General features: G+C 37.3%; 6 protein-coding genes. 3 read left to right on the forward strand and 3 right to left on the reverse strand.

From position 1 onward, the window contains the following. The coding region (locus E1176_RS06745; RefSeq protein WP_155209841.1) for a GH3 family acyl-acid amido synthetase at positions 1-1302 on the forward strand (1302 nt) is incomplete at its 5' end. Between the two features lie 3 nt (positions 1303-1305). Then, positions 1306-1917, forward strand: coding sequence for a LysE family translocator (locus E1176_RS06750; protein ID WP_155209842.1), 612 nt, complete (start codon positions 1306-1308; stop codon positions 1915-1917). A gap of 16 nt (positions 1918-1933) precedes the next feature. On the opposite strand, the gene E1176_RS06755 is transcribed toward E1176_RS06750, so the two are convergent. From E1176_RS06755 to E1176_RS06765, 3 genes are read right to left on the reverse strand one after another with little or no spacing between them, the layout of a single operon-like run. Next, a complete protein-coding gene (locus E1176_RS06755; protein WP_246205956.1) occupies positions 1934-2986 on the reverse strand; it encodes a vWA domain-containing protein in 1053 nt (350 codons plus the stop codon). Beyond that, the gene (locus E1176_RS06760) at positions 2979-3872 is read right to left on the reverse strand and encodes a hypothetical protein (protein ID WP_155209843.1); all 894 of its coding nucleotides are present in this window, start codon (positions 3870-3872) and stop codon (positions 2979-2981) included. The genes E1176_RS06755 and E1176_RS06760 overlap by 8 nt, the downstream gene beginning before the upstream one ends. Before the next feature lies 1 nt (position 3873). After that, positions 3874-4755, reverse strand: coding sequence for a DUF58 domain-containing protein (locus E1176_RS06765; RefSeq protein WP_155209844.1), 882 nt, complete (start codon positions 4753-4755; stop codon positions 3874-3876). Positions 4756-4862: 107 nt separating this feature from the next. Between E1176_RS06765 and E1176_RS06770 the strand changes: the two genes are divergently transcribed. Continuing rightward, positions 4863-5279 (forward strand): DUF4296 domain-containing protein, encoded by a 417-nt coding sequence (locus E1176_RS06770; RefSeq protein ID WP_155209845.1) that lies wholly within the window; start codon positions 4863-4865, stop codon positions 5277-5279. Positions 5280-5303: the final 24 nt, after the last annotated feature.

Genomic DNA, 5303 nt, shown 5'->3' on the forward strand with positions numbered 1-5303 from the left:
AAAATCTACAATGAGTGGTGGCATCAGGCTCAGGAAGGAAGAAAAGACGTGTGCTGGCCCGGAAGGCTCAAGTATTTTGCTTTAAGCTCAGGTACATCCGAAGCGGCTTCCAAGTATATTCCTATCACACGTGAAATGAAGCGGGCTATTCAGAAAACAAGCATAAGGCAAATACTCACATTGTCTAAGTATGATTTACCGGCAGAGGTGTTTGAGGGTGGTATTTTGATGTTAGGGGGGAGTACACATTTGAACAATAGAGGAAGTTATTTCGAGGGCGATTTAAGTGGTATACAGGCTGCCCAGTTACCTTTCTGGTTTCAGCATTTTTATAAGCCTGGTCGTAAGATTGCGAAAAAGCGCGATTGGGATGAGAAACTCAATGAAATATGCCGGAAAGCACCCGAATGGAATATCAATATTATCGTAGGGGTACCGGCATGGATCCAAATACTTATGGAAAAAATAATCGCTTACCATAAGGTTGATAATATTCATGAAATATGGCCAAAATTGTCTGTATACGTACATGGTGGTGTTTCATTCGATCCATATCGAAAAGGTTTTGAGAGATTATTAGGCAGAAAAATTTACTACATAGAGACCTACTTAGCTTCAGAAGGTTTCGTTGCTTTTCAGGCCAAACCTGATCACAGGTCAATGAAGCTGGTATTGAATAATGGTATTTTTTACGAGTTTGTGCCTTTTGTTGAAGAAAACTTTGATGAAAATGGTGATATCAAACCTTCGGCAGAGACCTTAACGATCGATGAGGTCGAAGAGGATAAAGAATATGCCTTAATTATGTCTTCTTGCGCGGGCGCCTGGCGTTATATAATCGGTGATGTCATAAAAATAACTTCTAAAGAAGATAGTGAAATAGTAATCACGGGTAGAACTAAGCATTTTCTCAGTTTATGTGGGGAGCATTTGTCCGTTGACAATATGAATAAAGCTGTTCAACTTGTGGCCGATGATTTTGGTCTTGATATACCTGAATTTACTGTAGCAGGCATACCTCACGGGTCTTTATTCGCTCATCACTGGTACCTGGGTACTGACGGGGACGTAAATAAAGAGGAAGTGAAAGCTAAGTTGGACAGTCACCTTAAGGCGCTAAATGATGACTATGCCGTTGAGCGAAGTGCTGCTCTTAAAGATATTATAGTAGATATATTACCTGTGAGCAAATTCTATGATTATATGGAATCTAAGGGAAAAGTAGGAGGTCAGAATAAATTTCCGAGGGTAATGAAAAAAAATCAGCTTGATGATTGGGAGCAATTCGTTAATCAAGCCTAGCTTATGGTTGTTGTTAATGGTGTACTTTTTGGGTTACTGCTCGCTATTTTAATTGGCCCAGTTTTTTTTACTTTAATACAAACAAGCATTGAAAAAGGGTTTTCCAAAGCGATATTGGTAGCTGTCGGAATCGCTCTAAGTGATATAAGTTATATCGTATTAGCCTACTTTGGAATATCTAAATTTTTGAAAAGCTCAGGCTACGATGCTAGCGTAGCTTATCTAGGAGGAGCAATCTTAATCGGGTTTGGTTTAGCTAGTTTTTTTAGATCTAGGAAAGTCGTGAACCTCTCTGCCAAATCAATTGAAGCTAAAGGTTTTTTTAGATACGTTATTAAAGGATTTATTATTAACGGATTGAGCCCATTTGTATTATTATTCTGGGTAGGAGCCATGGGACTGGCAACCGCGGAATACAATTACACAGGCTTTGATCTGGCCTTATTTTTTGCAGTAATTATTGTCGTGGTTTTACTGACAGATCTTTTAAAAGCCTATTTAGCAGGAAAGCTAAGATCGTTTTTTACTCCAAGGTTATTTAAAATACTAAATATTGTAGTAGGCACTGCCCTCTGTTTGTTTGGGTTGAGATTATTAGCTTTTGATTTCTTTTAAAGTAGAAGGCCTCAATCTAATCTTGCAGTACGTTGCTTATGAATGTAGACTTCAAAAATAACCAAAGTAGAAAAAAGCAGGCGGCCCACATGAGGTAATACCTATAAAAGTCTGTAGTGTCTTTATACCGTGTTTCTTTTATCTCTGCTTTCTCATATTGGTCTATAAGCCCGAAAACTCTTTCAAGTGCTTGATTATCGGACACCCTAAAAAAATCACCTTCGCCTATTTTAGCAATTTCTCTTAGCGTGGTTTCATCCATAGTGTTCTCAACCATTCTTGGCCTACCAAAAAAGTCTTTGCCAAATGGCACCTTTCCTTCTTTGCCAATGGCAATCGTATATATTTTAATGCCGTAAGCAGCCGCTAATTTTGCCGCGGTAATTGGGTCGATATTACCTGCTGTATTGTCTCCATCACTCAATAAAATCAACACCTTCGAGTTTGAATCCGACTCTCTCATTCGATTGGTAGATACAGCAATCGCACTTCCTATGGCGGTGCCTCTATTTTCGATCATTTCGAAATTAATATCTTCGATGTATGATTTAAGTAGCTCATAGTCAGTGGTGAGAGGAGATAGAGAGTAGGCATCACCTGAAAAAATGACCATACCTATTCTATCTTGAAATCGACCATCAATAAAGTTGTTGGCTACTTCTTTTGCTGCTTCAAGTCGATTAGGTTTGAAATCCTCAATTTGCATCGATTGTGAAATATCGATTGTGAGCATGATGTCAATACCTTCAGTGAATTGAATCACTTTTTGATTGGTCTTTTGTGGCCTAGCAAGAGCTATTACCAATAAGGCGAAAATAATCGCCAATAAAATATCAGGAAAAAGGCGTATCAGGTTTGTTGGGTTAGAAGAAACCTGACTTTTTGTCAATGCGATGGGCAGCTTTTGATTGAGGGAATATTTAAATATCCATCTAAGAATTATAAATAAAGGAATAATAACTAAACCCCATAGCACGAGGCTAGACTCCCAGGTGAAATTATTGAATGTTGATGGGTAAAACCACTCAAGAGAGTACCAGGGCATATCAAAATTGAGTTGCTCATCCATGTTTCACCTCCTCGATTTTATTATTGTACCTCTCAATTGCATAGTTTTTCAATCCTTGATAGTGCTCTTCAATATTTTGCTCCAACACTGGTGAGTAAATGGCACGATCTACGCTTTTAAGGTTATTTACAATAGATTCAGGATTGTATTTTATAATTATTTCCTTGGTAGTGAGCTTTGTAAATGGCTTATTTTCTAAGCTTTCTATATATTTTTTCCAGTGTATAAGTATGTTTTCTGCAAGCTTTTGGGATGTTCCATTTTGCTTTTTAATCAGCTGGTCGAGTCGATTGATAAACTGTTCATGTTTTTTGCGCAGTTTTCTCAACTTAAAGGCGGTTTTAATTTTTCCACCAAAAATCACGTAAACAATTACCAAAGCCAGGACAAGTATAACAGCTCCAATGATGAGGTACGGATAGTTAAATTCCAGAGGTACGTTAATATAATTGGTATTTTCAATCAATGGGGCTGCTTCTGCCGATACAGAGTCAGGCACCTCTTCAACAAGGTGCTTTAAAATCACCGAATCAGTATCAGTAAGTATGGTGGTGCTGTCCTTGTACTGCAACACAAAAATGGGTAGTTGCAAATATTGTACGCTATCAATTTCGAAAGATGAGATGTAATAAACAGCGCTATCGTAGCTATAAGTGCTATCAGATTTTGTCTCGAAATATACCTTATTTTCTAGCTCATAAGGTGCAAAATCATAGAGTGAGTCAGGAAAAACGACATCTAACTCTCGAGGATACTTTAGGCTTAAGGAAAAACCTACGGGTTCACCAATTTTGATAGAATCAGCCAGAAATTGGCCTTTAGGCTTAATTTCTTGCGCGCGACCGATAAATGAAATAAGAAGAAAAAATACAACTAAATACCTCATTCTATTTACTGCTCTTCAACGTCTTGTTTCTAATTTTAAATAGTTTAAGTAATTGGGGCACGTAGTCTTGTTCTGTATCTATACTTATAAAATTGATTTGGTGCTTTTTGGCGAAATTAGCGAGTTCTTCCTGATTTTGCTGATAGTTACTTCTAATTTTTGACCTGAAATTACCAAACGAGGTATTTACCCAAAGAGTTTTATTATTTTCTTTTTCAAAAACAGGCACAATTCCGAGTTTAGGCAGGTTTGTTTCACGCTTGTCTGTAATTCGTATCATGACAAGGTCATGCTTTTTGGCCATCCCTTTAAGGTTATGAAAGTAGTTTTCGTCAATAAAATCTGAAATGAAAACCATTACGCTGCGTCTACGGATCGTATTTAAGCTGAATAGAGTAGCCTTGCTCAGGTCAGTCTTGGCAGACTGTGGTTTAAGGTGCACCAAGCTATGAATAATTTCATAAGCCTGTTTAGGACCTTTGGCCGGCTTTACATATTTCTCCTTTTGGTCTGAAAAACAGATGAGCCCTACCTGACTTCCTTCTTTGGCCGCAGAAAGAGACAGCACGCCACATATTTCTTTGGCTATATCTAGTTTTTGCTTGCCTGTGCTGCCAATATCCTGTGAGGCGCTCACATCCAAAATGAAAAATATCGTTTGCTCTTTTTCTTCTTTAAAGGTTTTTACGAAAGTACCATGACCTTTTGCACTCACATTCCAATCAATGGTTCTTATGTCATCGCCATACTGGTAGGAGCGTACATCATCATACTCAAGTCCGGATCCTTTGAAAATAGAATGAAAATCTCCCTGCATCTGGCTGTTAATAGCCTTTCTTATTTGTATTTCGTACTTTCGTAGCTTTTTTAGGAGATCTTTCATTGGCCTGGTTTTAGCTAGTTAAACACTGCAAATTTCGATAATATTACTTTGCTTATAAAATGATCTTAATCGAAGGCAATTCTAATTATTAAAGCGTTATTAAAAAAATGACAGTCAAAGCACTATTCAAAACGAGCGTTTATCTTATATGTTTTGTTTTTCTGTTGAGTTGTGGAAAGGAGAGGCCAGAAGAGGTGCTCAAAGATGAGCAAATGGTCTCAATACTCTTAGAAGTCTATTTAGGTGAAGGTAAGATCAGTGCGCTTAATGTTAAACGAGATTCTTCTTTAGCCATATTTGAAAAATATGAGCAGAAAATATTTGAAAAATTTGCGGTTGATCGAGAACAATACAAAAAGAGCTTGGCTTATTATTACGACAATCCTATGGAATTAGAGAAAGTGTATGAAGGAGTGATCGACAGCCTAAATATAAAAGAACAAAGACTTAAAGATTTGAAAGAGAAGCCAAAAGAAAAGGAAGAAGAAGAGGAGAAAAAATCAGGTGATAAAGAAGAAAAGTAATGTCTCTGTACCCTTATAATTTAG

Source organism: Fulvivirga aurantia (assembly GCF_009711475.1).
GTDB classification, from domain to species: Bacteria; Bacteroidota; Bacteroidia; order Cytophagales; family Cyclobacteriaceae; genus Fulvivirga; species Fulvivirga aurantia.

What these genes read in the sequence shown, in the direction of transcription:
- E1176_RS06750 (WP_155209842.1), top strand. Translation starts at nt 1,306, where the DNA reads ATGGTTGTTGTTAATGGTGTACTTTTTGGGTTACTGCTCGCTATTTTA.
- E1176_RS06755 (WP_246205956.1), bottom strand. Translation starts at nt 2,986, where the DNA reads ATGGATGAGCAACTCAATTTTGATATGCCCTGGTACTCTCTTGAGTGG.
- E1176_RS06760 (WP_155209843.1), bottom strand. Translation starts at nt 3,872, where the DNA reads ATGAGGTATTTAGTTGTATTTTTTCTTCTTATTTCATTTATCGGTCGC.
- E1176_RS06765 (WP_155209844.1), bottom strand. Translation starts at nt 4,755, where the DNA reads ATGAAAGATCTCCTAAAAAAGCTACGAAAGTACGAAATACAAATAAGA.
- E1176_RS06770 (WP_155209845.1), top strand. Translation starts at nt 4,863, where the DNA reads ATGACAGTCAAAGCACTATTCAAAACGAGCGTTTATCTTATATGTTTT.